General features: G+C 68.7%; 22 protein-coding genes. 7 read left to right on the top strand and 15 right to left on the bottom strand.

Features of this window, described 5'->3' with window-relative positions; translation table 11 throughout:
• Positions 1-39 precede the first annotated feature (39 nt).
• The 7 genes from H7290_RS01400 to H7290_RS01370 all read right to left on the bottom strand — a co-directional run bounded on the left by H7290_RS01400 (position 40) and on the right by H7290_RS01370 (position 7984).
• Positions 40-1629, bottom strand: coding sequence for a carboxyl transferase domain-containing protein (locus H7290_RS01400; protein WP_290512230.1), 1590 nt, complete (start codon positions 1627-1629; stop codon positions 40-42).
• Position 1630: 1 nt separating this feature from the next.
• On the bottom strand, positions 1631-2770 hold the full coding sequence (locus tag H7290_RS01395; protein ID WP_290512229.1) for an acyl-CoA dehydrogenase family protein: 1140 nt from the start codon (positions 2768-2770) through the stop codon (positions 1631-1633).
• Entirely contained in the window at positions 2767-4530 is a 1764-nt protein-coding gene (locus H7290_RS01390; RefSeq protein ID WP_290512228.1) for an acyclic terpene utilization AtuA family protein, read from the bottom strand. Before H7290_RS01390 ends, H7290_RS01395 begins: the two co-directional genes overlap by 4 nt.
• Complete coding sequence (locus H7290_RS01385; protein ID WP_290512227.1) at positions 4530-5357, bottom strand: TIGR03084 family metal-binding protein; 828 nt, start codon at positions 5355-5357, stop codon at positions 4530-4532. Before H7290_RS01385 ends, H7290_RS01390 begins: the two co-directional genes overlap by 1 nt.
• Positions 5354-5965 (bottom strand): TetR/AcrR family transcriptional regulator, encoded by a 612-nt coding sequence (locus H7290_RS01380; RefSeq protein ID WP_290512226.1) that lies wholly within the window; start codon positions 5963-5965, stop codon positions 5354-5356. Before H7290_RS01380 ends, H7290_RS01385 begins: the two co-directional genes overlap by 4 nt.
• 70 nt (positions 5966-6035) lie before the next feature.
• Complete coding sequence (locus H7290_RS01375) at positions 6036-7169, bottom strand: alpha/beta hydrolase fold domain-containing protein (RefSeq protein ID WP_290512225.1); 1134 nt, start codon at positions 7167-7169, stop codon at positions 6036-6038.
• Between the two features lie 92 nt (positions 7170-7261).
• Positions 7262-7984: an SIMPL domain-containing protein gene (locus tag H7290_RS01370; protein ID WP_290512224.1), complete on the bottom strand. Its 723-nt coding sequence runs from the start codon at positions 7982-7984 to the stop codon at positions 7262-7264.
• Between the two features lie 55 nt (positions 7985-8039).
• Here H7290_RS01370 and H7290_RS01365 point away from each other — a divergent pair, with 55 nt between their 5' ends.
• The 3 genes from H7290_RS01365 (at position 8040) to H7290_RS01355 (ending at position 11873) form a co-directional block, all read left to right on the top strand.
• A complete protein-coding gene (locus H7290_RS01365; protein ID WP_290512223.1) occupies positions 8040-9359 on the top strand; it encodes an ATP-dependent 6-phosphofructokinase in 1320 nt (439 codons plus the stop codon).
• A gap of 118 nt (positions 9360-9477) precedes the next feature.
• The gene (locus H7290_RS01360) at positions 9478-10767 is read left to right on the top strand and encodes a bifunctional o-acetylhomoserine/o-acetylserine sulfhydrylase (protein WP_290512222.1); all 1290 of its coding nucleotides are present in this window, start codon (positions 9478-9480) and stop codon (positions 10765-10767) included.
• Positions 10768-10781: 14 nt separating this feature from the next.
• Positions 10782-11873 (top strand): homoserine O-acetyltransferase, encoded by a 1092-nt coding sequence (locus H7290_RS01355; protein ID WP_290512221.1) that lies wholly within the window; start codon positions 10782-10784, stop codon positions 11871-11873.
• Between the two features lie 16 nt (positions 11874-11889).
• Here the strand turns inward: H7290_RS01355 and H7290_RS01350 are convergent, their stop codons facing one another.
• Entirely contained in the window at positions 11890-12873 is a 984-nt protein-coding gene (locus H7290_RS01350; protein ID WP_290512220.1) for a hypothetical protein, read from the bottom strand.
• Positions 12874-12906: 33 nt separating this feature from the next.
• Between H7290_RS01350 and H7290_RS01345 the strand changes: the two genes are divergently transcribed.
• Complete coding sequence (locus tag H7290_RS01345) at positions 12907-14082, top strand: DUF4185 domain-containing protein (RefSeq protein ID WP_290512219.1); 1176 nt, start codon at positions 12907-12909, stop codon at positions 14080-14082.
• 4 nt (positions 14083-14086) lie between these two features.
• On the opposite strand, the gene H7290_RS01340 is transcribed toward H7290_RS01345, so the two are convergent.
• The 4 genes from H7290_RS01340 to H7290_RS01325 are packed head-to-tail and all read right to left on the bottom strand — an operon-like array spanning position 14087 to position 17015.
• Positions 14087-14845, bottom strand: a complete 759-nt coding sequence (locus H7290_RS01340) for an SDR family oxidoreductase (RefSeq protein ID WP_290512218.1) — start codon at positions 14843-14845, stop codon at positions 14087-14089.
• 1 nt (position 14846) lies between these two features.
• Positions 14847-15647, bottom strand: coding sequence for an SDR family NAD(P)-dependent oxidoreductase (locus H7290_RS01335; RefSeq protein ID WP_290512217.1), 801 nt, complete (start codon positions 15645-15647; stop codon positions 14847-14849).
• Positions 15648-15695: 48 nt separating this feature from the next.
• The gene (locus H7290_RS01330; RefSeq protein WP_290512216.1) at positions 15696-16340 is read right to left on the bottom strand and encodes a histidine phosphatase family protein; all 645 of its coding nucleotides are present in this window, start codon (positions 16338-16340) and stop codon (positions 15696-15698) included.
• A 36-nt stretch (positions 16341-16376) separates the two neighbouring features.
• Entirely contained in the window at positions 16377-17015 is a 639-nt protein-coding gene (locus tag H7290_RS01325; RefSeq protein ID WP_290512215.1) for a fasciclin domain-containing protein, read from the bottom strand.
• 166 nt (positions 17016-17181) lie between these two features.
• On the opposite strand from H7290_RS01325, the gene H7290_RS01320 reads away from it, so the two are divergent.
• The gene (locus H7290_RS01320; RefSeq protein ID WP_290512214.1) at positions 17182-18609 is read left to right on the top strand and encodes a hypothetical protein; all 1428 of its coding nucleotides are present in this window, start codon (positions 17182-17184) and stop codon (positions 18607-18609) included.
• A gap of 130 nt (positions 18610-18739) precedes the next feature.
• Here the strand turns inward: H7290_RS01320 and H7290_RS01315 are convergent, their stop codons facing one another.
• From H7290_RS01315 to H7290_RS01305, 3 genes are read right to left on the bottom strand one after another with little or no spacing between them, the layout of a single operon-like run.
• On the bottom strand, positions 18740-19405 hold the full coding sequence (locus H7290_RS01315; protein WP_290512213.1) for a nitroreductase: 666 nt from the start codon (positions 19403-19405) through the stop codon (positions 18740-18742).
• On the bottom strand, positions 19402-20157 hold the full coding sequence (locus H7290_RS01310) for an enoyl-CoA hydratase-related protein (protein ID WP_290512212.1): 756 nt from the start codon (positions 20155-20157) through the stop codon (positions 19402-19404). The genes H7290_RS01315 and H7290_RS01310 overlap by 4 nt, the downstream gene beginning before the upstream one ends.
• Positions 20154-21017, bottom strand: coding sequence for an alpha/beta hydrolase (locus H7290_RS01305; protein ID WP_290512211.1), 864 nt, complete (start codon positions 21015-21017; stop codon positions 20154-20156). The genes H7290_RS01310 and H7290_RS01305 overlap by 4 nt, the downstream gene beginning before the upstream one ends.
• A gap of 91 nt (positions 21018-21108) precedes the next feature.
• On the opposite strand from H7290_RS01305, the gene H7290_RS01300 reads away from it, so the two are divergent.
• Positions 21109-22215 (top strand): FAD-dependent oxidoreductase, encoded by a 1107-nt coding sequence (locus H7290_RS01300; protein WP_290512210.1) that lies wholly within the window; start codon positions 21109-21111, stop codon positions 22213-22215.
• Positions 22216-22217: 2 nt separating this feature from the next.
• Positions 22218-23075 (top strand): NAD(P)-dependent oxidoreductase, encoded by an 858-nt coding sequence (locus H7290_RS01295; protein ID WP_290512209.1) that lies wholly within the window; start codon positions 22218-22220, stop codon positions 23073-23075.
• The last annotated feature ends 47 nt before the right edge of the window (positions 23076-23122 follow it).

The raw sequence follows: 23122 nt of genomic DNA, 5'->3' as shown, positions 1-23122 counted from the left end.
GTACGAGCCGCTGGAGCGGTGAGGTACGAGCCGCGCGCCTCACAGGCGGAACACTCCGTAGCCTTCGGCGCCCTTGACCGGCACCGTGTTGATGGCGCTGAGGCAGATCCCGAGGATCGTCCGGGTGTCGCGTGGGTCGATGACGCCGTCGTCGTAGAGCATCCCGGAGGTGAAGTAGGCCAACGACTCCTTCTCTATCTGTGCCTCGATGTACGCACGCATCTGCTGATCGGCCTCCTCGTCGTACGGCTGGCCCTTCGACTCGGCTGCACCGCGGGCGACGATCGAGATGACGCCGGCGAGCTGCGCCGGCCCCATGACGGATGACTTCGCGTTGGGCCAGCTGAACATGAAGCGTGGGTCGTACGCCCGACCGCTCATGCCGTAGTGGCCGGCACCGTAGGACGCCCCCATCACGACCGAGAGGTGCGGCACGGTGGAGTTGGAGACGGCGTTGATCATCTGCGCGCCATGCTTGATGATCCCGCCCTGCTCGTACTCGGCGCCGACCATGTAGCCGGTCGTGTTGTGCAGGAAGAGCAGCGGCGTGTCCGTCTGGTTGGCCAGCTGGATGAACTGCGCGGCTTTCTGCGCCTCCTGGCTGAACAGGACACCCTGGGCATTCGCGAGGATGCCGATCGGGTATCCGTGCAGCTGGGCGTAGCCCGTCACGAGCGAGGAGCCGTAGAGCGGCTTGAACTCGTCGAGCTCGCTGCCGTCGACCAGCCTGGCGATGACCTCGCGGGGGTCGAAGGGGATCTTGAGGTCGGTCGGCACGATCCCGAGAAGTTCATCCGGGTCGAGGACGGGCTCGGCGTAGGTCGGCTCCGGCACCCGTCCGGTCTTGCGCCAGTTGAGGCGCTTGACGATGGACCGGCCGAGGCGGATCGCGTCGTGCTCGTCGACCGCGAGGTAGTCGGCAAGCCCTGACTGGCGCGCGTGCATCTCGGCGCCGCCGAGCGACTCGTCGTCGGACTCCTCACCCGTCGCCATCTTGACCAGCGGGGGCCCGCCGAGGAACACCTTGGCGCCCTCCTTGACCATGACGACGTAGTCGCTCATGCCCGGGATGTAGGCCCCGCCGGCCGTCGAGTTGCCGAAGACCAGGGCGATCGTCGGACGCCTCGCCGCGCTCGCGCGGGTGATGTTGCGAAACATCGCGCCGCCCGGGATGAAGATGTCCTTCTGCGTCGGCAGGTCTGCACCGCCGGACTCGACCAGGTTGATCGTCGGGAGGTGGCACTCGTGGGCGATCTGTGCCGCCCGCGCGCTTTTCTTCAGGGTGCTCGGGTTCGACGACCCACCCTTCACGGTCGGGTCGTTGGCCACGACCATGCACTCGACGCCCTCGATGACGCCGATGCCGGTGACGATGGATCCGCCGACGGCGAAGTCGGTGCCCCATGCCGCGAGGCTCGAGAGCTCGAGAAACGGGGAGTCGGGGTCGATGAGCAGCTCGATGCGCTCGCGGGCCGTCAGCTTTCCGCGCGCGTGGTGGCGCGCGACGTACTTCTCACCACCGCCGGCCAGCGCCTTGGCGTGCTGCTCGGCCAGGTCGGCCACCCGCTCCAGCATCGACTCACGGTTGCCCGCATAGATCTTTGACGTCGTGTCCACGGCGCTCTTCATCTCAGTAGCCCAACAGCTTGGCAGCGAGGTCGTTGAGGACCTCGGTGGCTCCACCGCCGATGCCCAGGATTCGTGCGTCGCGGTAGTGGCGCTCGACCTCGGACTCGCGCATGTACCCCATGCCGCCGAAGATCTGCACCGCTTCGGACACCACCCACTCGCACGCCTCGACCGCGGTGTTCTTGGCCAGCACGGCTTCGAGGATCGGCTCCTCCCCGTCGGCGGCCTTCTCCGCCGCCTCCCGGGTGAGCGCGCGTGCCGCGGCCGTGCGGCGGTGCATCTCGACGAGCTTGTGGCGGACGACCTGGCGTTGGATCAGCGGCCGGCCGAAGGTCTCGCGCTGTCGCGCGTACTCAACTGCGAGGTCGAGGGCGCGCTGAGCCGTCGCGTAGGCCTGCGTGGCGAGGCTGACCCGTTCGTTGACGAACTGCTGCATGATCAGCACAAAGCCACCATCAACCTCACCCACGATGTTGGTGGCGGGGACACGTACGTCGTCGAAGGTCAGCTCGGCAGTGTCGGAGCAGTGCCAGCCCATCTTCCTCAGCGGCTTGGAGACCGTGAAACCGGCGGCGCCCTTGTCGATCACGATCAGGCTGATGCCCCCGAAGCCCTCCCCGCCAGTACGCACGGCGGTCGTGACGAAGTCGGCCCGCACCCCCGAGGTGATGAAGGTCTTGGCACCGTTGACCACGAAGTCGTCGCCGTCGCGCACCGCTCGGGTCGTGATGCCGGCGACGTTGGAGCCGCCGCCCGGCTCGGTGACGCCGAGGGACCCGATCATCTGCCCAGCCAGGGTGGGGCGGACGTACCGGTCGATCAGGTCTGCGTTGCCGCTGCCGACGATGTGCGGCACGGCGATGCCATGGGTGAAGAGGCCGGCGAGCAGCCCGGTCGATCCACCGCCGGCCAGCACAGCCTCGGTCATGACGGTGGCGTCGACGATGTCTCCGCCGGAGCCACCGACGTCCTCGGCGAAGCCGATGCCGAGCATGCCGACGTCCGCGGCCTTCTCGTGCAGCTCACGTGGCAGCAGTCCGGCGTCCTCCCAGTCGGGCAGGTGCGGTGCGATCTCCTTCTCGGTGAAGGACGTCACCATCTCGCGGAGCGCCACACGTTCGGGCGTGGTCCAGGTCTTCACAGCGCAGCCTCCGAGATCGATGTGGGAAGAAGGGATGAGGGGATGGCGCAGTCGCGTGCGCGGAGCCACTCGCCGACGCCCTTGGCCTGCGGGTCGAGCCGGGTGGACGACGCGACGCCCTCGCCGAGAAGGCCGTGGATGACGATGTTGACGGCCGCAAGGTTGGGCAGCGGATGGATCTCGATGTCGAGCATCGCCGCCTCGCTCAGCAGCTCGCGGACCGTGGCCTCGTCGAGAAAGCTGACGAGCCACGCGTACGCGTCGTCGCGATCGGGATGGTCGGCCGGGATCCACACGCCGACGTTGGCGTCGCCGCCCTTGTCGCCGGAGCGCGCGAACGCCAGGCGTCCCAACGGCACCCGGACCGTCTTGGCAGCCCACGCCCCGAGTGGCGCAGACCGCTCCCCGCCACTCGTGCGCACGGTTGCCGGACCCGCGGGGGTGGGTGGGTCGATGTCTTGGCGGGCTCCGTCCGCATGGATGACGACATGGGGCACCTCCGACTGGGGGACGTAGGCCGACCGGTAGACGCCGTAGGGGGTGCCGGCCGCGGGCGGCCGGGTGACGCTGAAGCCCGGGTAGGACGCGAGCGCGAGCTGGATCGCCGCGTCGCTGAACGCGCGACCGACGACCTCGGGGTTGGCGCTCCTGACGTGGCAGCGGAGCATGGCCGTGGCCTGCGCCTGGGTGGCGGGATCGGAGGTGTCGGTGCGCTCGAGGTGCCACTCGATCTTGTCGGGTTGCGTGTCCGCGGCGAGCGCGGTCTCCATCTGCCGATGGATGAGCTCTGCCTTCTCGGAGATGTCGAGTCCGGTGAGCAGGAACTCGACGCTGTTGCGGAAGCCACCAACAGCGTTGAGGCAGACCTTGATGGTGTCCGGCGGAGCCTCGCCCACGACACCGGTGATGGAGACTCGGTCGGTGCCCGACTGCGCGACGGTCATGGTGTCGAGACGCGTCGAGACGTCGGGGCCGAGGTAGACCGGACCCCCGACCTCGTAGACGAGCTGCGCCGTGACGGTGTCGGCCGTGACGGCGCCACCCGTGGCAGGGTGCTTGGTGATCACGACGCTGCCATCGGCATCGGTCTCGGCAATCGGGAAGCCGAGCGGTCGGGACATGTCGACCGAGCGGAAGCCTGAGAAGTTGCCGCCCGTCGCCTGGGTGCCGCACTCGATGACGTGCCCGGCGACGACTGCCCCGGCTAGAGCGTCGAGGTCGTCGCGACTCCAGCCGAAGTGGGCGATGGCCGGCCCGACGACGACCGAGGCATCGGTGACCCGACCCGTCACGACCACGTCGGCCCCGCCCTCCAGCGCCGCCGCGATGCCGAACGCACCGAGGTAGGCGTTCGCTGTCAGCACGCCGCTGCCCGCTGCGCCCTTCAGGCCGAGCTCGTCCGCGCGCGAGAGGAGGTCGTCGCCTTCGACGTGGGCGACACGGATGTCGAGGCCCTGCGAACCGGCGACCTCCCGGAGCCTCGCCGCCAGTGACGCCGGGTTGAGGCCACCGGCGTTGGTCACGATCTTGACCCCCAGCTCCTTTGCCAGTGCCATCGACTCAGTCATCTGCGTCACGAAGGTCTTGGCGTAGCCGAGCGACTCGTCCTTCATGCGGTCGCGACCCAGGATCAGCATCGTGAGCTCGGCGAGATAGTCGCCGGTGAGATAGTCCAGCGGCCCGCCCTCGAGCATCTCGCGCATCGCTGAGCTGCGGTCGCCGTAGTAGCCGGAGCAGTTGCCGACCCTGATCACCGTCATCAGTCCGTCACCATGGCTTGGTCAGTGATCCGTTCGGCGAGCGGCCTCGGCTCGTTGCCCGGCATGCCCGCGAAGGCCTGCACGATCGTCAACCAGTGCGCTGCGGTGTCGCCCACGGCGTGCACGTCGACATCGTCCGGATGACGGCGACGGGTGGCGAGCAACGCGAAGCCGTAGCCCGACCCGGTGACCCTCTCGGCAGCGTCCTCGGGCCCCCACGTCCACAGATCGCCGTCCGGTCCGGTCAGCTCGACACGTACTTCCCCGCCGTCGGGCACCTGTTCACCACGCACGGCGTACGCGAAGCCCCGCGTCCGCACCCCGAGGTGGCACACGTGCTTGACCCGCGACGTCCGGGGAATCTGCAGCCCGAGCGCCTCGGCAACGTCGTGGCCGTGCGCCCAGGTCTCCATGATGCGGGCGGTCGCCATCGACGTCGGGCTCATCGGCGGTCCGTACCAAGGGACTTTGTCGCCGTCCGGCACGTCACGAAGAGCGGCGTCGAGGGCGACCCGGCCAGCGCGCCACCCGGCCAGCAGCTCGGGCGCGGGAAGCTTCGCCATCGTGCCGGCGCCCTGGTCGACGAACCCGCCGGGGTCGGACGCCGCCGCCAACATGTTCCGCCCGAACTCGTCCGGGTCGGTGATCGCCGCCAGCGAGGCCAGATCGGTCCAGTGCAGGTGACCGATCTGGTGCGCGACGGTCCACCCCTCGGGGGTCGTCACGGTCTGCCAGCCAGCAGCCGTCAGGCCGGCAACCCAGGAGTCGAGCTGCTGGCTCTCGGCGGCGAGGTCGGACAGAACCTGCGTCAGGATCGTGCGGCTCATGAGGTCTCCAGCTCGTGGTCGAGGACGACAGCCCAGGAGTCGAGCACGGCCGCGCGCCGTTTGCGGTCGTCGCTCAGGGACGCGGCGAGACCGAGACCCCGCAGCATGTCGAGGGTTGCCTGGACGAGCTGGCGGTTGTCACCGGCCGACTCATCAACCCCGAGCAGCTCGACCGCGTAGGCGTGGGTCTCGCGACCGACCCGACGCTCGAGAGGTCCGACCGACACCCGCAGCTCGGCGTCGGTGCGTGCCGCGACCCACAGCTCGAGCGCGGCGAAGAAGACCGGAGACGTGAAGTGCTGGCTGAGGATCTCGGGCACCGCGCGGGTGCGTCCGTCGTAGGGCAGCTCGGCAGCAGCGAGCCGCATGTCGTCGCGGCGCCGCTCGGTGAGGTGTCCGACCGCGGCCACGACGAGAGCCTGCTTGCTCGGAAAGTGGTGCAGCTGTGCGCCCCGGCTGACTCCCGCACGGCGGCTCACGTCAGTCGCGGTCGTGCCAGCCCAGCCGAGCTCGACGAGGCACTCAACGGTCGATTCCATGAGCCGCAACCGCATGGCGCGCGAGCGTTCGCCCTGGGGGGTGCGGGCCTGCGGGGCCTGGGTCACCATCACCTCAGCATGCGGCCAATTCTACAAACAGTCAAGCCTGATTGTTTATGAGATTGGCCGGGAGAGCGCGCTACGAGGCGGGGCCCGAGACGATCTCCCCGGCGATGGTCTTCTCGTGCGAGTGGGGATCGACCGTGGGGGCACGGTGGAGCTCGCCGACAGCCAGCCGGGCGAAGTCGGCGGCCAGCTGGAGTGCCATGTCGCTCTCGGGGAGCGCATCTGCGAGGACGGGAAAGGCGTGCACCTGCTTGCGCCAGATGTGCGTCTCGACCTCGACCCCGCGCTCGGACAGGAGCAGCGCCATCGCCTCCACCTCCGGGCGAAGCATCTCGTCCTCCACCGCGACGAGGAAGGTCGGCGAGCTGATGTAGGCCGTTGCGAGCAGCGGCGACGCGAAGCCTTCGATCGCGGAACCTTCCGGCAACCAGCGTTCGCGGATCTGCGCGATGCGTGACATCGGCAGATAGGCGTCGCGGGCGCGGACGATGCGCTGCACGGCTTTGTCCTCGCGCTCGGGGTCGACGCTCAACAGGGGTGAGAAGCCGATCAGCGCGGCCGGGGCCTGCAGCCCACGCCGGGTCGCGAGCTCAGCGATCTTCATTGCCAGGTATCCACCGGCCGAGTCGCCCGCGACGACGATCTTGTCGGGGTGGTCGCTGGTCTTCAGCAGTGCCGCGTACGCCGCGATGGCGTCCTGCACCGAGTCGGCTATCGACCCCTCGGGCAGCTGGACGTAGTCGACCGAGATGACGGTTGCGCCCGACTTGAGGGCGAGGCGTTCGCAGACGCGGCGGTGGGTGTCGATGCTGCACGAGAAGAATCCGCCGCCGTGGAGGTAGAGGATCGTCATGTCGCTGTCGGGCCCGTACCGATGCGTCATCGACTCGACCCGGACGCCGCCCAGCTCGTGCTGCGAGTGCTCGACGTGACGCGAGGGCCGACGCCGGGCTGAGAGTCGGTCGAGTGACCTCATCCTTGCCAGCGACCGGTCACTGAGCGGCGTGTAACGGAGCAGCGGCTTGAAGACGATCCGCATCGAGCGCTGCAGCACCCGCGCCCGCACGCTGTAGGTCTCATGGACGACGGCCTTCTCGTACACCACGCGCATCGGACCGCGCTCCGGGAGCAGCAGTCGAACCCGATCGCGCGAACCGGTGGCAACGACCCGGAGCGAGGTCAACCGGTTGATCCACGAGGTCAGCATGCGTTCGAGCATACCCACGGTATGCAGGCCGATCAACCTGGTCCAGCACGTTTGTGCAGGTCAGCGGCCTCATCACAGCGAGGACGCGGCAACTAGTCAGCGAGGAAGCGAGCGTCCACGTCCACGTGGATCACGATGTGCTCCGGGGTGAGATCGAGCGTCGGGTGACCATCTCGCGAGTCCATCACGGCAGACGTGACCATCATGCGAGCCGGGGCGTCGGTCTGGCTCGTCAACATTCCTGGATCTGCGAGGTGCTGGGCGACAACCTTGCCGCGCCGGACTGCGTTGGCATACGACTGCGCCTTCGACACCGCGTCGTCGACGGCGGCCTTGCGGGCCTCGTCCTCGTAGGTGCGACGGTTCTTGGGCGTGACGTCCCACGTGACACCTTCGACCTCGACCCCCTCGGTACCCGACCAGAAGTCAAGGAACCCGCTGAGCCGTTCGAAGTCGGTGAACTCTGCCTGCACGTTCACCCGCGCAACATGCACGGTGTCACCGCGCTTGCCTGCGGAGTCCCACGGTCGATGGCTGTACACCCGCACCTGGTCGCTCGACCATGTCGTGACCGCATGCAGGTCGACGAGGCCCCTGAGCTGCGACGTCAACGGCTCCTGGATCGCCACCGAGCCCTCGAAGACAGCCTTCTTGTCGGCACCCTCCCTGGCCACCGCCAGGGAGACGACCGCGCGTTCGGCGGGGTGGTGCTGCTCAGCAGAGCCGCGCACCGTGATCTCGAGCGTCATGCCGACATCCTGCCGCACGGCGCCGCGCAGACCGAGCCCTGCCGGCATCAAGACGCTTCGTGGCATCGCCACGACGGTGAACACGACAAAACATGAGGTTTCCCTCAGCTAGCATTGACCCGTGGTCACCCTCGCCGATCTCCAGGTCCGCTCGCTCGGTGCGAGCAGCTTCGACTCTCCCCTTGCGACGTACGTCAAGGGGCGCACGACCAACGAGTACTACGTGGGCGAGGACGACCGCATTCTCTACGACGACACGCTCGCACTGATCGCGTCGCGCGGTGTGACGATGGACGAGCTGCCCACGTTCGAGTCCGGCGGGCCTCGTCAACGCATCTTCTTCGACCCCGCCACGACCAAGGTCGGGGTCGTCACGTGCGGCGGCCTGTGCCCGGGCCTCAACGACGTCATCCGCGCCATCGTCCTCGAGCTCCACACTCACTACGGCGTGCGCGATGTCGTGGGATTCCAGTACGGCTACTCCGGCCTCATCGCTGCCAACGGGCACGACGTCGTCAAGCTCACACCGGAGTTCGTGGCCCGCATCAACGAGCGCGGCGGCACGATCCTGGGCTCGTCCCGTGGTGCGCAGGACCCGGTTGCGATCGTCGACCGGCTCGTCGAGCTCGACATCGACGTCCTGCTCGTCATCGGCGGCGACGGCTCGATGCGCGGTGCCCACCACATCGGTGCGGAGGTCGAGGCTCGCGGCCTGTCGATCGGCATCGTCGGCGTACCCAAGACCATCGACAACGACATTCCGCACATCGGCCAGAGCTTCGGATTCTCGACAGCGTTCGCGAAGGCGGCCGAGTCGATCAAGGCCGCGCGCGTCGAGGTGGAGGCAGCCATGGGCGGGGTCGGCATCGTCAAGGTCATGGGACGCCATGCCGGCTTCATCGCGTGCTACGCCGCGCTGGCCAACCACGACGCCGACTTCGTGCTGATACCCGAGGTCGACTTCGCCCTCGACGGAGACAACGGCCTGCTGGCGCTGCTCGCCCACCGTGTCGCCGAGCGTGGCAGCGCCGTCATCGTCCTGGCCGAGGGTGCCGGGCAGGACCTCATCCCGGCCAGTGACCGACTCGATGCCAGCGGCAACGCCGTGCTCGGGGACATCGCCGCCTACCTCCGCGATCAGATCGGCAAGGACTTCGCCAACCGCAGCCAGCCGTTGACGATGCGGTACTTCAATCCCGGCTACGCCATCCGGTCGGTGCCGGCCGACGCGTCCGACTCGGTCTACTGCGCCCGCCTGGCCCAGACCGCGGTGCACGCGGCGATGGCCGGGCGCACCGACATGGTCGTCGGCAGGCGCCGGCACCGTTTCGTCAACGTCCCCATCCCGTTCGTCACGCAGGGCTCGCACAGTGTCTCGCCCGACGGCGACCTCTGGCTCAGCGTCGTGGAGTCGACGGCCCAACCCTTCGACATGAGCTGACCCACCGCCCCAACACTGACTTGAGGGGGTGTCCACATGCTGGTACGACCTTGCCATCCTGTGAGACGGTGGCAGTCTCGAAGGCACATACCTCATCTTTGACAGTCCAGGAGACACCATGAGCGACGAGTGGTCATTCGAGACCAAGCAGATCCATGCGGGTCAGGTTCCTGACCCCACGACCGGCGCCCGCGCCTTGCCGATCTACCAGACGACGTCCTTCCAGTTCCGCGACACCGACCACGCGGCCGCACTGTTCTCGCTCGCCGAGCCGGGCAACATCTACACCCGCATCGTCAACCCGACCCAGAGCGTCGTCGAGGAGCGTCTCGCCGCGCTGGAGGGCGGCGTCGGCGCACTGTTGTTCGCCTCGGGCCAGGCCGCCACGACCGGCGCACTGACCAACGTCGCCGAGGCCGGCGACCACATCGTGGCGTCGTCGAGCCTCTACGGCGGCACCGACAGCCTGCTGCGTCACACGTTCCCCAAGCTCGGCATCGAGGTCAGCTTCGTCGCCGACCCGAACAACGCAGCTGAGTGGCGCGCCGCCGCCAAGGACAACACCAAGGCCTTCTTCGGCGAGACCATCGGCAATCCCAAGGGTGACGTCCTCGACCTCGAGGCCATCTCCGCCGTCGCGAAGGAGGTCGGCGTCCCCTTCATCGTCGACAACACCATCGCGACACCGTTCCTGCTCAACCCGCTCGCGCACGGCGCCGACACCGTCGTGCACTCCGCCACCAAGTACATCGGCGGCCACGGCACCACGATCGCCGGCGTCGTCATCGACGGGGGAACGTTCGACTACTCGGCCCACGGCGACAAGTTCCCGGGCTTCACCGAGCCGGACGAGAGCTATCACGGCCTCAAGTTCGCCGAGGCCCTCGGGCCAGCGGCCTACCTCGCCAAGCTGCGCGTGCAGTACCTGCGCAACATCGGTGCGGCCATCAGCCCGTTCAGCGCGTTCCTCATCGCCCAGGGCCTCGAGACCCTGAGCCTGCGCGTCGAGCGCCACATCGAGAACACCCGCAAGGTCGCTGAGTGGCTCGAGGCGCGTGACGACGTCACGAAGGTCACCTGGGCCAGCCTGGACAGCAGCCCCTACAAGGCGCTCGCGGACAAGTACGTTCCGAAGGGTGCGGGCGCCGTGCTGACGTTCGAGCTGCCGGGCGGTCTCGCGGCGGGCAAGGCCTTCATCGACTCGCTTGAGCTGTTCAGCCACGTGGCCAACATCGGCGACGTCCGCAGCCTGGCGATCCACCCGGCCAGCACGACGCACTCCCAGCTGTCCGAGCAGGAGCAGGCCACCGCGGGTGTGACCCCCGGGCTGGTGCGACTGGCCGTCGGACTCGAGGGCATCGACGACATCCTGGCCGACCTCGACGCCGGTTTCCGCGCCGCGAAGTGACCATCAGCCCCAGCGTGATTCCCTCTCTCGTCACCGGCGCGTGGCAGGAGGGGGATCCGCTGGGTGCGCGGATGTTCGCCGACATCGGCGACATCGTGCTCGACTCCGGCAGAACTCTTCCGCAGGTGCGCCTCGCGTACCAGACCTGGGGAACGTACGACGGTTCCAACGCGGTGCTGGTGCTGCACGCGCTGACCGGTGACAGCCACGTCACGGGTCCAGCCGGACCCGGCCATGTCAGCCCCGGCTGGTGGGATGCGCTGGTCGGCCCGGGCCGTGCCATCGACACCGATCGGCTCTTCGTCGTCGCGGCCAACATCCTCGGCGGTTGCCAGGGCTCGACCGGTCCGGCCTCGCTGGACCCCGACGGCCGCCACTGGGGCGGCTCGTTCCCCGCGCTGACCGTTCGCGATCAGGTGCGCGCCGAGATGGCTCTCGCCGACCTGCTCGGCATCCCCTGTTGGCACAGCGTGATCGGTGGCTCCGCCGGCGGCATGCGCGCGCTCGAGTGGGCGATCGAGGCGCCAGACCGGGTCGACAGGCTCTTCCTGCTGGCCACCTCCGCGGCTGCGTCGGCCGACCAGATCGCGCTGTCCACGACGCAGATGGATGCGATCCGCGCCGACGGCGCCTATGCCGGTGGCGACTACTACGACGGCCCGCACGGGCCGCTGAACGGACTCGGCCTCGCCCGGCGCATCGCGCACATCAGCTATCGCAGCGAGCACGAGCTCGCGCAACGCTTCGGCCGCGACACCCAGGACGACGGCAGGTTCGCCATCGAGTCCTACCTGCAGCATCACGGCGCCAAGCTCGTGAGCCGCTTCGACGCCAACTCCTACGTCGTGCTCAGCGACGCGATGAACAGCCACGACGTCGGTCGTGGTCGCGGCGGTGTGACGTCGGCGCTCTCGCGCATCACGGCCCGCGCCGTCGTCGCCGGCATCGACTCCGACCGGCTCTACCCGATCCATCAGCAGCAGGAGCTCGCGGAGAACATTCACGGCTCCGCGCCCCTCGCGGTGGTGACGTCGGACCACGGGCACGACGGCTTCCTCGTGGAGGCCGACCAGGTCGGCGACCTCGCACGCCGACTCATGGGCTGAGGACGGCCACCGGTTGTCACCCGAGGGCGAGGGCCGGTGACTCGATGTGGTCTCGGGTCCGCTCGCGGCGCGACACCACCATCGTCAGCACCGAGAGTGCCGTCCACGCCAGCAGCACCAACATCGGGGGCAGGAGGTTCCCGCCACCGAAGTAGGCCTGGTTGATACCAGCGTCGAGGGCGGCTCCGTGCGGCAACCAGGGAGTGATGAAAGCCCAGGGCTCGGGCAGAAGCAGCGGTGAGCCCACCCGCACGAGAGGCGCCGCTGCCAGGACGAACACGGTGGAGGCAATACCGATCCCGACCACGCCGAACAGGCTCTGCAACGCCATCGTCGTGGTGGCCCCTGCCAGCACCGTCAGGGTGCCGATGAGCCACCAACCTGGCACGTCTCCGCCATAGCGGCCCGCGGCCACCATCGCGGCCACCAGGCCAAGGGCGCCCGAGGAGCCGGACACGACCGCAAGCCGAAGCACTCCCAGGCCGAAGGTGGGCGCGACCGGCCCACGGAGCCATGTCACGACGATCGGCACCGCGAAGGCCAGAATCACCAGAACGCCGACGATGGCGAACACACCTCGTGCACCGGCGTCGCCCGCCCGTGCAGGCACGAGGTCGCGTACCTCGACCCGGCGGCCAAGCGGCCCCTCGATCGCTGACACCTGACGCTCCACGGCACTGTTCAACCACGTGCCGCGTGCCGAGGCGATGTAGAGGATGTCCGTCTCGGAGCTGAGGTCAACGACGACCGCGGCGACCACGCTGCCGTCCTGAACGCTCGCGCGCGCCGCGGCCGCGGTCGCGATCGCGCGCGCCACGACGGGCCGTCCCGGTTCGGCGTCGATGATCTTCAGAACCGTCGAAGCCACCACGGGCGGTGCGCTGATGCCGATCGGTGCACGGTGGGTCGCGTCGTCCGGGCCCGCGAGGGCGAGTGACACCACGACGACGATCTGGAGCACACCGAGGCCGATCGCGGCGATCATCCGACGTCTCCCCATGACCCGAGACTATCGATGTGCAACCGTTGTCCCATGCGCATCCGCCGACTGCCGTGGCGGGTCAGGGTCGCACTGGTGACCATCCCCGCGGCGGCGGCAATGTTCGCTGCCTTGGCCCTCGCACCGCGACACGACGGGCCGTCGGCGGGGGCGGCTCCGTTCGCGGCCGAGACTCGGTGCATCCCGATCGACCCGATCACCTCGGTCGGCTCACTCAACACACTGGCGTCCAAGGTCCGCGGGGGCGCGGAGTTCCAGGGCGCGGACGTCGGCGCCGACGTGACGCTGCAGGACGGCCGGCGGCTCTGGGTCTTCGGTGACACCTTGCGTGCACCGAGCTTCAAGGGCCAACGATTCGTCCGCAACTCCATGCTGGTGTTCCAGAGCGGGTGCGCCGACGTCGTTCTCCCGGCCGACCACGGGGCGTTGATCCCGGACCGTGCGGACGGGGTCGGCTACTGGCCCATGTCGATCGCCAAGGTCGAGCGCACCGGATATGACCTCGTCGGCGTCGCTGTTCAGCGAGTACGCAGTGCCGACCAGCCCGACGGTGCCGGGGCATTCACCAACCTCGGACCAGCCATCGCGCTCTTCATCGTGCGTCGGGGGGACACCCCGCAGCTGCTGCGAGTCGCGGACATCGGCGCTGACTCGGCGGGCACGACCCGCCCCACGTGGGGAGCGGCCTCCGAGGTCCACGACGGCTGGGTCTACCTCTACGGAACATCGAACCCGCAGAAGAAGCTGGTGTTCGGATTCTCCCTGCAGGTCGCCCGGGTTCGACCTGACGACATCCTCACGACCTCACGGTGGCGCTACTGGGACGGCAGCCACTGGCAGAAATCGCCCGACAGGGCTGCGACCCTCATCCCGGCGGACGGCGGCGTGTCGCAGACCCTCAGCGTGTTCGAGAAGGATGGTCGGTGGTTCGCGGTGAGCAAGCGCAACGAGTTCCTCGGCACCGACCTCGTGGTCTGGTCGTCCCCGGGCCCGACCGGCCCGTTCACGGCGGGCGCGCCCCTCGCGAAGATCCCGTCGGAAGCTGGGGGAGGCACCCTGCGATACATGCCGCTGGCCCACCCCGACCTGCTGCCGGAGCCCGGCACGGTCGTCGTCTCGTACAGCCAGAACGACACCGATGCCGCCAAGGTCGACAACAACCCGTTTCTCTACCGGCCGAGATTCCTGCGAGTGGACCTGCCGCGCTGACGTCTCACACCATGCGGCGGACGATGCTGAGCGGCGCATGTTTCATGACCTGCCCGATGGGCGCCCAGGGCCAGGTGGGCACCGCGGCGTCGACGACCTCGCGCTCGATGTTCTTGACCAGCGCCCGGCAGCCCGTCTCGGTGTCGACCATCATCCGGGCCTCCTGCTGGATACCCTCGTGCATCTCCGAGGCGATGTATCCCGGGAAGAGCGTCGTGACCTTGATGTCGAGACCCTTGCGGCCGATCAGGTCCGATCGGATGCCTTCGGCGAGCAGGGCGATGCCCGCCTTCGTCGCCGCGTAGGTCGTCATCGCCGACGGCATGCCGCGCATCGCTGACATGGAGGAGATGACGACGAGGTGGCCGGACTTGCGCTCGTAGAAGTGCTCCATCGCCGCCTCGCACTGCGCGAGCGCGGCGACGAAGTTGGTCTCGGCCGTCTGCTTGTTGGCCTCGAACTTGCCTGTGCCGATGCGGCCGCCCTTGCCAAGACCGGCGTTGACGATGACCCGGTCGAGACCGCCGAGATCAACGATCGCCCGCTTGAAGACGGCGAACACCTGGTCGTGGTCGTTGACGTCGAGCGCGTGGACCACGACCTTGATGTCGGGATGATCTGCGAGCAGCTCGGCCTGCAGCGCTTCGAGGCGGTCGACCCGGCGAGCCGTCAGCGCGAGGTGGTGACCTTTGGCCGCGAGGACACGAGCCATGCCGGCGCCGAGACCCGAGCTGGCCCCGGTGATGAGGACGTTCTTGCGCATGTCAGTCCTTCTTCGACATCTGGATCGATGCCTTGTGCATCATCCGGTAGTAGACGGGGCGGGCGAAACGCTTGGCGGCGTAGGCGATTTTGCCGTCGCGATCGGTGAGGATGATGTGCTTGCCCTTCTCGACCCCCTTGAGAACCTCGAGGGCGATGTCGCCGGCGCTCAGCTTCGCGGTCTGGATGACCTTCGCGGCCGACTTCTGCGCCGCCTCGTCCTTGCCGCGCATCGACTCGCTGAGGTTGGTCCGGAAGAAGGTCGGGCAGACGACCGAGACCTTGACACCGTACGGCCTGAGCTCGTGGAGCAGGGTCTCGCTGAGGGCGACGACCCCGGCCTTGACCGCGTTGTACTCGCTCATCCTCGGCGGGTGGACGAGTCCGGCAGCCGACGCGGTGTTGACGATGTGACCGCTGCCCTGCGCCTTCAGCATCGGCGTGAACGTCCGGCAGCCGCGCGCGACGCCAAGCAGGTTGATGTCGACGATCCACTGCCACTGATCCATCTCAGAAAGCTCGATGCGACCGCCGGCAGCCACTCCAGCGTTGTTGAAGAGGTAGTCCAGCCCGTCCCACTGCTCGGTGACCAGGTCGCGGGCCGTGGCCCAGTCGACGTCCTTGGTGACGTCGAGCGTCAGGTAAGAGACGCCGTCGAGGCCGCGGAGCGACTCCGGGTCAGCGGGGTGGACGTCAGTGGCAAGCACCCGGCACCCCCGCTCGACGAGCTGGTGGACCAGCGCGAGCCCAAGCCCGGAGGCGGCTCCGGTGACGAGGACTCGCGAGTCGGGTGCAATCGGCATCCACTGATCGTACCGTGCCCAGATACTGGCGGTATCCGAGATCCGGGACTACCGGAAGGTGACGAGGTCACGCATGAGGTGGGTGTGCTCGTTCAAGGTCAGCAGCCTCGGTCCGGACCTCCCCGTGATGATTGTCGTGACACTGGCGTTGACGATCACGTCGTTGATGCGCTGGAACAGCGAGTCGTCGCCTGTGAGCAGGTGCGAGGCGACCATCGCGATGGGGCCGCCGGAGGTGAACACCGCGACCGTACGGCCGGGGCCGGCCTGGGGCACGACGGCGCCGAACGCGCCCATCACCCGATCGACGAACGCCTGGTAGGTCTCACCCTCGACGCCGCCCTCACCCGCGATCCAAGAGTCGATGGCGGTGTTGAGCAGCGCCTGGAAGTCTTTCGGGTCGGTCGTCAGCGCAGCCGGGTCGTGGGCCCGTGCGAGGGAGATGTGGTCGAACTCGTCCCACCCGGCGTCGATGTCGTAGCCATCGCCCTGGCCGCAGGCATCGATCGTGGCGATCGCGGTCTGTGCGTGCCGCTTCAGCGACCCTGCCACTGCGACCGTCGGCGCCCATTCAGAGGCTTCCCACGAGATGCCGAGCGAGGCCGACTGCTGCATGCCGAGCGGTGAGAGCTGGTCGTAGTCGTCCGATCCCCACGAGGCCTGGCCGTGCCGGATGAGGTGAACGGAGCCCATGTCGCGAGCGTATCGGCCTCTGCCGGATCAACGTGGTCAGGCGGGTGGCATCACGACGGCGTCGATGAGATACACCGTCGCGTTCTTGGTCTTGATCCCCCCGCAGATGACACTGGCCTGCTCCGTGCCGACCTTGATGCTGTCGCCCGAGCCCGCCACCATGAGGTCGGCGCCGTCGAGGGTCCGGTGCTTCCCGGCAACATCGGCCGGCGTCATCTGCCCCGCGACGACGTCGTAGTCCAGCAGCTTCTTGAGAGAGGCCGCGCCCTTACGCGTGCCCAGCTTCGTGCGGGTCACGCGGTCAAGCTTCGCGAAGGCCGTGTCGATGGGTGCGAAGACAGTGAACTCGCCGCTGTTCAGCGTGTTCACCAGATTGACCCGGGGGTTGAGCCGGCCACTGACGGCGTCGGCGAACGCCGTGAGGTAAGGGTTGTTGTCGGCGGCGGCGACCACGGTGTCGCGGGCCATGCCCTCGAACGAACCTCGGCCCTGCGGCACCTTCTTGGTGTAGTCGGCACAGCCCGGACCCACCAGGTCTGCCACCGGGCCGGGCGTCGTCGTCGCGCCGTCGCGCCCACCATCGTTGTTGCCGAATCCGGCGCCGCACGCCGCCGACAGCGCCATCAGGGCGGCGACGGCTGCCGCGGCGGCGGCACTCCTGGGCGTCGTGCGCATCTTCTGTCTCCTAGTGGCGGTGCAGGCATGTCGAACCTCCGGCCCCCGCCCGCGGACAGTCCGGTCCTACGATCTGTTCGCGGCATCGCCGCCGGAGGACTGGCGGACGGCACAAAATTCTTGCCGGGGACTCGTCAGTTGTCCGCACCACTCCTACGCTGGGCGGATGAAGACATCCGAGGGAGTGTCCTTCCCATCTGAGAGCACGTCGTCCGCGGCCCGCACGATCCTCGCCGACGCGCTGCGCAAGGCCGATCCGGTCGGCTCGCGAGCGGTCGAGAACGAGACCGGCTGGCGCCGCAACTACCTTGCCCATTTCCGGCGGACCCTCGAGGCAGGCATCGGTGACGCCCCGGCCGCGCACTCGATCGCGTCCGAGGGCCTCCGCAGCGCACACGACCTGATGCGATTCGGTGACGTGCCGCTCGATCGAGCGATCGAGGGCACCCCGCTCACCCAGATCTTCCACACCCAGACCGTGCGGGGCTCGGCAAAGCCCGAGACCGAGCTGACGTTGCCCTACCGGGGCCAGCGGCTCCGCGGCTCCGCCCTCCTCGACCAGCTCGACGAGTGGGTGGTGCGGGGCGTCATCACCCAGTCGTGCTCCGAGGCAGTGCAGACCGTGCAGGAGCATCCCGAGTGGCTGAGCCTCGAGGGCGACACCGTCGCCGTGCTCGGCGCCGGGTCCGAGATGGGCCCCTACCGCGCACTGATGCGTTGGGGTGCGTCGTGCATCGCCGTCGACCTGCCCCACCCCGAGGTGCAGGGACGCATTCGTGCGCTGGCCGACGAGTCGGCAGGCACCACCCATGTGCCGGCGCGCATCGTCACGAACGGTGCAGCCGACGTCGGCGCCGACCTCCTCACCGAGCTCGCGGCGGTCGCCCACTGGTTCGACGAGTTCAGCGGACGGCTCGTCCTGGGCAACTACTGCTACGCCGACGGCTCGACCCACGTACGCGTCTCGATGGCGGCCGACGCGCTGGCGGCCCACCTGACCCGGCACCGTCCGGACACGGCGCTGGCGTTCCTTGCGACGCCGACCGACACGTTCGCCGTCCCGGCGGCCGAGGTCGAGCGCGCCACCCAGGCCTATGGCCGTCGCAGCGCGACAAGGCTGCTCCGCACGCCGGTGCGCGTCGTCAGCGGCGGCCGGCTGCTGCAGCGCAACTATCCACCTGGCGCCGACCCCGGCGTGTGCGACGCGCTCGTGCCGCAGCAAGGGCCCAACTATGCGCTCGCGAAAAGGCTGCAGCGCTGGCGGGCCACCACGGCCCGGCACGAGGGGACGATGGTCTCGCTCAACGTCGCACCCGCGACGCGCACCCGTTCGGTGCTCAAGAACAAGGCCCTCGCCGCGGCCTACGCCGGTGCGCACCGCTTCGGCGTCGAGGTGTTCGACCCCGCCACGAGCAACACCCTGATGGCCGCGCTGCTCGTCCACGACCTTCGCGCGGGTGCCGTTGCGCAGGCCGAACCGTGGCAGGACGAGGCCGTCAACGCCGCACACGGAGGACTCTGGACCGCGGCCTATCACCCGCGCAGCGCGCTCGGACTTGCCGCGGTGCTGGGCATCGGAGCCCTCCGAGGCTGACCCCTCACGTCGCCGCCCCTCACGTCGCCGCCGAGTGTGACGCTGCTGCTGCAGAATCAGCACATTCACAGCAGGAACGTCACACTCGGCGGGGAGGTGGAGCGGTCGGACATGGGCCGATGGGATGAGGTCAGGAGACCCAGGTGACAGCTTCGGCGAGGCCGGCCCGGCTCGTCCGGTAGGACGCTGTCGGGTGCGACTCGTCGGCGTAGCCGAAGGAGATGCCGCACACGACCTTGCGGGTGTCGGGGATGCCGAAACGCTCGTGGAGCAGCGGCGATCGTGCCGCGAGGGCCGCCTGCGCGCAGGCCCCCAGGCCGAGACCCTGCGCGGCGAGGAGGAACGAGTCGATGTACAGACCGCAGTCGATCGCACCGTAGACGCCGAGATCGGCCTCCGTCGTGATGATCGCGACGTGTGGTGCTCCGAACAACGCGAAGTTCTTCATGCCCTCGGCCGTCGAGGCCTCGCGGTCACCCTTCTGGATGCCCACCGCGCCGTAGAGCTGCCAGCCACTCTCGCGCCGCCGCTCCTGGTGCACACCGGTGTAGGCCGTCGGGAAGTCGAAGTCGACCCCGTAGCCCTCGTCGGTCGTGAACAGCACCTCGCGAAGTACGTCCGTGGCGTCGCCGGAGGTGACCGTGACGTGCCACGGCTGCGTGTTGCACCACGATGGGGTGCGCTGCGCCGTGGTGAGGAGCTTCTCGATGACGTCGCGCGGCACCTGCTCAGCGGTGTAGCCACGGCAGCTCCGGCGGCCCATGAGCAGGCGGTCGAGTGCGTCGAAGTCGGTCATCGGCCGGTGAACTCCGGTGGCCTCTTCTGAAGGAACGACATGCCGCCCTCGACAAAGTCCGATGAGTCGAACAGCGCCATCTGGCCGGCCAGCTCGGCGTCCAGCGCCGCATCGAGCCGTGGAAGCGTGTTGGCGGTGATGACCTTCTTCATCGCGGCCAGCGCCTTCGTCGGCCCGTGGCCGATCTTGGTGACCAGCATCGCCAGCTCGGCCGCGAAGGCGTCATCGTCGACTGCCTTGTGGATGAGCCCGATCTGGGCCGCGTCGTCGGCGCTGAGCCGTTCGCCAAGCATCGCCATGCGGTTGGCCCGCGCCCGCCCCACGGAGGCCGCGACGAGCTCGGTGGAACCGCCGTCGGGCATCAGGCCGATGTTGACGAATGCCAGCAGAAAGTAGCCCGAGCTCTTCGCCAGCGTGATGTCGGCCGCGATGGCGATCGAGCAACCTACCCCCGCCGCGATGCCGTTGACCGCGCTGATGATCGGCAGCGGCGAGCGCGTCATGGCCCTGATCAGGCGGTTGGCCCCGCCCAGCGTGGCCGAGCCGTCGAACTGCGGCCCGAGCGCCGCGCCGGAGCTGAACGCACGGCCCGTTCCCGTGATGACGACGAGGCGCACCGACTCGGCCGCGTCCTCGATCGCTGCCGCCGCGTCGTTGAGCATGTCGGCCGTCAGGGCGTTGAGCCGATCGGGCTCGTTCCAGGTGATGGTCAGGACACCGTCGTCGGTGTCGATCAGCACGGATGCCGTCATGTGGTCCTCCATTGGCCAAGCAGGGTCTGCAGCACCGCGATGAGCGCGATGGGCTGGTCGAGCATGATGTGGTGCCCCGCGTCGGGGATGACGGTGACGGGGATGTCGCGGCCAAGGCGTTGGGCCACCACGTCGGTGATGTCGGTGCTCGCCATGCCTCGCTCGCCTCGGATGAGGGCAACATCGCACGCCGCCTCGGCCAGCTCCTCGGGCTCCATCCGCGAGCGCAGGAAGATCGCTGGGTCGAACTTCCAGGTCCAACCGTCGTCGGTCTCACGGACCGAGCCTTCGGCGAGATGGCTGCGCACATACGGCAGCGACGCATCGTCGGCCGGCAGGGTGCGGAAGCGGCGCAGGATCGTCGCCCTGTCGGCATAGGTCTTGTTGCCAGGCACGTGCGCGCCCGCGGCGAGCCAGGCCCGGGCCTCAGGCGACATCTCCCGGACGGGTGAGTCGATCGCCGCGACCCCGCGGATCGACGTCCCGAACCTCTGCGCGGCGGTCAGCACCACGAAGCCGCCCATGCTGTGGCCCAGCAGCACCGGAGGGGCGTCGGACTCCGCGCGGGCGACGGCCATGACCTCGTCGGCCCAGGCCTCGAGTGAGTAGGTGCCACGGCGGTCGCTGTCGCCGTGCCCGGTGAGATCGAGCGCCACGACCCGGTGAGTCGGCGCGAGATGAGGCGCGACGTGGTCCCACCAGCCCGCGTGCGCCGCGCCACCGTGCACCAGCACCGCGACAGGATGCCCGCTCTTGCCCCATGCGCGGTAGGCGACCCGGTGTCCGTCGACGACCACCTCACGCGCGTCGTACGAATGCGCGAGCGCGTCGGTGAACCATGCCGGGATCTCCGTGCTCATCGTGACCTCCCCCACTTACCGTCAGTATTGACTGTAAGTGAGGCCCGCGGCAAGATCGAAGCACCCCACGAGCCAGCGAGAGGACCCCGACGTGAACGGTCTCCCCAGCGTCGTCATCGTCGGCGGCGGAGGCATGGGATCGAGCGTGGCACGCGACCTGGCCGAGCGGGGCCATCGGGTCACGGTGCTGGAGCAGCACACCGCAGGGCACCAGAACGGCAGCTCACACGGCAGCTCTCGCATCGTGCGGCTCGTCTACGACGACCCGTCCTACGTCCGTCTCGCGCACCAGGCACGTCCACTGTGGGACGACCTGCAGCTGCTCTCCGACGAGCCGGTGTTCCGCCGGTGCGGCAGCGTCGACCACGGTCCCGCCAACCTGCTCGAGCCGTTTGCCGCGGCCCTCGACGCGTGCGGGGTCGACCACGAGTGGCTCACGCCGGCAGCCGCCTCGGGGCGCTGGCCGGGTCTGCGGTTCGACGAGGCGGTGCTTCACCAGCCCGACGGCGGGGTGGCCCATGCCGACAACACCCTGACCGTCCTGCGCCGACTCGCGCGAGAGGCCGGCGCCGTCTGGCAGGAGCACACCCGCGTGGACTCGATCATCGAGGACTGCGACGGGGTCACCGTCAGGGCGGGCAGCCAGTCTTTCTCAGCCGACCAGGTCGTGATCACCACCGGCGTCTGGGCCCACCAGCTGGTCGACCTCCCCCCTGGCGCCGCCACGCAGGTGCAGCCGGCGCACTTCGCACCGCTCGACCCAGCCATGACGTGGCCGACCTTCATCCATCGCCGAGCCGTGCCCGCCGGCCACGCGATCCCGGAAAGCTACGGGCTGCCCTCACCCGATGGCATCAAGGTGGGCTTCCACGGCGGCGGCAAGGTCGTCGACCCTGACCACCGTGACTTTGCGGTCGTCGAGTCCGAGGTCGAGCTGCTGCGCGCGTACGTCGAGACGTGGGTACCCGGTGTGGATCCCTCATCGATACGGCCCACCACCTGCCTCTACGGCGGTCTCGCCGAGGACGACTTTATCATCGACCGGGTCGGACGCGTCACGGTCGCCGCCGGATTCTCCGGTCACGGCTTCAAGTTCGTGCCGCTCGTCGGCCGGATGGTCGCCGAGCTCGTGACAGGCGTCGCCGAACCTGAGCCCCGTTTCACCCTCACGGCCCATCGGGCCCGATCTAAGGTGTGACCATGTCGCTTGCAGGAAAGACCATCATCATGTCCGGTGGGAGCCGCGGTATCGGCGAGGCCATCGCCGTCCGTGCAGCCAGGGATGGTGCCAACGTGGCACTCCTCGCGAAGACCACCGAGCCACACCCGAAGCTTCCGGGAACGATCTACACCGCTGCCAAGGCCATCGAGGCCGCCGGGGGCAGGGCCCTGCCGCTGGTGGGCGACGTCCGCGACGACGGCTTCGTGGCTGACGCGGTCGCGCAAACCGTGCAGGCGTTCGGCGGCATCGACGTCGTCGTCAACAACGCGAGCGCCATCGACCTCTCCCGCACCGAGGACCTGTCGATGAAGAAGTACGACCTGATGAACGACATCAACACCCGCGGATCGTTCCTGCTCTCCAAGTCGTGCATCGAACACCTGAAGAAGTCCGACAACGCCCACATCCTGACGCTGTCACCGCCCATCAGCCTCGACCCGAAATGGTTCTCGACCCACACCGGCTACACGATCGCGAAGTTCGGCATGAGCCTGGTGACCCTGGGTCTGAGCGAAGAGCTGCGGGCCGACGGCATCGCCGCCAATTCGTTGTGGCCACGCACCGCGATCGACACCGCCGCCGTGCGCAACGTCGTGGGCGCCGGTCTGGTTGAGCACTCCCGGACGCCGGCCATCATGGCCGACGCGGCCTACGCGATTCTCATCAGGCCGAGCCGCGAGCTGACCGGACAGTTCCTCATCGACGACGACGTCCTGGAGGAAGCCGGCGTCACCGACTTCTCGGTGTACCTCAACGGCGGCGCCGAAGACCAGCTCGCACTCGACTTCTGGGTTGAGCCCAAGGGCCCGTACAACCCCGAGCTCACCCTGCACTGACCCGACCTGCACTGACCCACCCTGCACTGACCCGGCCTGCAGGGCTG

Origin of the sequence: Aeromicrobium sp., assembly GCF_014378035.1 — a bacterium.
Taxonomy (GTDB): Bacteria; Actinomycetota; Actinomycetes; order Propionibacteriales; family Nocardioidaceae; genus Aeromicrobium.
Note: the sequence above shows the minus strand (reverse complement) of the source record. Positions and strands in the feature narration are given on the sequence as shown.

Coding starts and splice junctions, on each gene's coding strand:
- H7290_RS01400 (WP_290512230.1), bottom strand. CDS start 1,629: ATGAAGAGCGCCGTGGACACGACGTCAAAGATCTATGCGGGCAACCGT.
- H7290_RS01390 (WP_290512228.1), bottom strand. CDS start 4,530: ATGACGGTGATCAGGGTCGGCAACTGCTCCGGCTACTACGGCGACCGC.
- H7290_RS01385 (WP_290512227.1), bottom strand. CDS start 5,357: ATGAGCCGCACGATCCTGACGCAGGTTCTGTCCGACCTCGCCGCCGAG.
- H7290_RS01380 (WP_290512226.1), bottom strand. CDS start 5,965: ATGGTGACCCAGGCCCCGCAGGCCCGCACCCCCCAGGGCGAACGCTCG.
- H7290_RS01375 (WP_290512225.1), bottom strand. CDS start 7,169: ATGCTGACCTCGTGGATCAACCGGTTGACCTCGCTCCGGGTCGTTGCC.
- H7290_RS01370 (WP_290512224.1), bottom strand. CDS start 7,984: ATGCCACGAAGCGTCTTGATGCCGGCAGGGCTCGGTCTGCGCGGCGCC.
- H7290_RS01360 (WP_290512222.1), top strand. CDS start 9,478: ATGAGCGACGAGTGGTCATTCGAGACCAAGCAGATCCATGCGGGTCAG.
- H7290_RS01350 (WP_290512220.1), bottom strand. CDS start 12,873: ATGGGGAGACGTCGGATGATCGCCGCGATCGGCCTCGGTGTGCTCCAG.
- H7290_RS01345 (WP_290512219.1), top strand. CDS start 12,907: ATGCGCATCCGCCGACTGCCGTGGCGGGTCAGGGTCGCACTGGTGACC.
- H7290_RS01340 (WP_290512218.1), bottom strand. CDS start 14,845: ATGCGCAAGAACGTCCTCATCACCGGGGCCAGCTCGGGTCTCGGCGCC.
- H7290_RS01335 (WP_290512217.1), bottom strand. CDS start 15,647: ATGCCGATTGCACCCGACTCGCGAGTCCTCGTCACCGGAGCCGCCTCC.
- H7290_RS01330 (WP_290512216.1), bottom strand. CDS start 16,340: ATGGGCTCCGTTCACCTCATCCGGCACGGCCAGGCCTCGTGGGGATCG.
- H7290_RS01325 (WP_290512215.1), bottom strand. CDS start 17,015: ATGCGCACGACGCCCAGGAGTGCCGCCGCCGCGGCAGCCGTCGCCGCC.
- H7290_RS01320 (WP_290512214.1), top strand. CDS start 17,182: ATGAAGACATCCGAGGGAGTGTCCTTCCCATCTGAGAGCACGTCGTCC.
- H7290_RS01315 (WP_290512213.1), bottom strand. CDS start 19,405: ATGACCGACTTCGACGCACTCGACCGCCTGCTCATGGGCCGCCGGAGC.
- H7290_RS01310 (WP_290512212.1), bottom strand. CDS start 20,157: ATGACGGCATCCGTGCTGATCGACACCGACGACGGTGTCCTGACCATC.
- H7290_RS01305 (WP_290512211.1), bottom strand. CDS start 21,017: ATGAGCACGGAGATCCCGGCATGGTTCACCGACGCGCTCGCGCATTCG.
- H7290_RS01295 (WP_290512209.1), top strand. CDS start 22,218: ATGTCGCTTGCAGGAAAGACCATCATCATGTCCGGTGGGAGCCGCGGT.